Annotated in this window: 1 protein-coding gene; it reads right to left on the bottom strand. The window is 60.8% G+C overall.

What is annotated here, in order from left to right; all coding sequences use genetic code 11:
• Window positions 1–23: 23 nt before the first annotated feature.
• Window positions 24–1,640, bottom strand: coding sequence for an IS1182 family transposase (locus tag AC5ZG5_RS46070; protein ID WP_456647241.1), 1,617 nt, complete (start codon window positions 1,638–1,640; stop codon window positions 24–26).
• Window positions 1,641–1,692: the final 52 nt, after the last annotated feature.

Genomic DNA, 1,692 nt, shown 5'->3' with positions numbered 1-1,692 from the left:
CGAGACTGGGCAAGTAGTGACAGCTATCGGAGGGAGCCGAGGGCGAAGCGCCTGGTCAGGAACTGGACCGCTACATTTGACCAGAATGCTTCGAGAAAGGTCCCGAGGCGGCCTGTAGCGAGGTGTTGGACGGCGAGAGGCGATCGGAGGGCCTGTGCAACGCGGGCCAGGAAGCCCTCGAAGCCGAGTATATTGAGCACACGGGTCAAATTGTAGCAAAGCGCCATTAGGCTCCATTCGCCGCGGACCTTGTTGAAGCCACGAAGCAGGAAGTGACGGTATCCGGCGCGGCATTTGAGAGTGCCGAAGGGATGCTCGACGATAGCGGACCGGCGTCGCATCAACTCACGCGCACCTTCCATCCGTGCACGATGACGTTCGAGGACATCTTCGTGCTCCCAACGCGCGATGATCCTCGACTTTGCCTTCGGGGAGAGACAACGCTCTCTGAGCTGGCATGTCTTGCAAGTTGCGCTGCTGCTGGCGTAGCGGATCTCGGTGCGACCGCTTGTGTTCTGCCAGCGTCGCTCCATCGGCTGCAGCAGCTTACCGGCCGGACAAGTGTAGGCATCGACGGCACCGTCGTAGGTGAAGTCATTGAGGCTGAAGCGGCCCTGCTTGGCAAGCCGGCCTGCCGCTGCGGGCACTGGCACATAGGCTGTGATGCCATCGTCCTCGCATGCCTTCAGTTCGAGACTGCTGTAATAGCCTTCGTCGGCCAGCGCCTGAAGCGTCTTGGCGTCGAGGGCCTGCTTTGCCGCTTTGCCCATCGCATGGAGCTGACGCACGTCGCTGCTGTCGTTCACCACCTCGCTCTCGACAATGAGCTTGTGCTTGTCATCGACAGCGATCTGCACGTTGTAGCCTGCGACACTCTGGCCATTCTTGACCAGAAGCCGGGCGTCCGGATCGGTGAGCGACATCTGCGTCGCGCCGCTCTCTTCCAGCTTGGCGAGGTCGCTCTGCGCGCGCGAGCGCTTGGCCATCAGCGCCGCGACCTTGGCGCCAACATCGTTGCCATCGTCACCCCCGCCATGGCCCGGGCCGTCAGTGCGATCCGTCCTGGCTTCCACTGCATCGTTGTTCTCAAGAGACTTGCCGTAAGCCTCGATCTCCAGGTCCAGTTTGGCGATCTGTTCGGCAAGCCTCTTGCGCGTGAAGATCGAAGCTTTGCTGGCGTCGCCGTGGAAAAAAGAACCGTCGATCGCGACCACACCGCCGCCAACCAGACCAAGCTCACGCATGACCAAAACGAAGCTGCGGTTGGCCGCCTTCAAAGCAGCCCAATTTGCCTTGCGGAAGTTGGCGATCGTCCGATAGCCTGGCTTCAGGTTTTTGAGCAGCCAGATCAGCTCCAGATTGCGGCACGCTTCCCGTTCCAGCCGACGCGACGACCTGATCTGGTTGATGTAACCGTAAAGATAGAGCTTCAGCAGGTCGGCGGGATCATACGGTGGCTGCCCCACCTCGTCGGCGGTACGGTCCGCATGGCGGAAACCCAACTTGGCAAGGTTGAGCGCGCCTACAAAGCTCTCGATTGCCCGGACCGGATTGTCTGCCCCGACATAGTCATCAACCCGCGGGGGAAGCAGGCTGGCTTGATCCCGGCTCTCGCCGGCTTTGAATGCGCGATTCGTCATCAGCCAAATCGTACATCAACTCCAGGAAAAGCCGAGTTCTTGCCCAGCCTCG

It is taken from the genome of Bradyrhizobium sp. Ses1 (genome assembly GCF_059512365.1).
The sequence above is the reverse complement of the archived record's forward strand: the minus strand, read 5'-3'. Positions and strand labels throughout refer to the sequence as shown.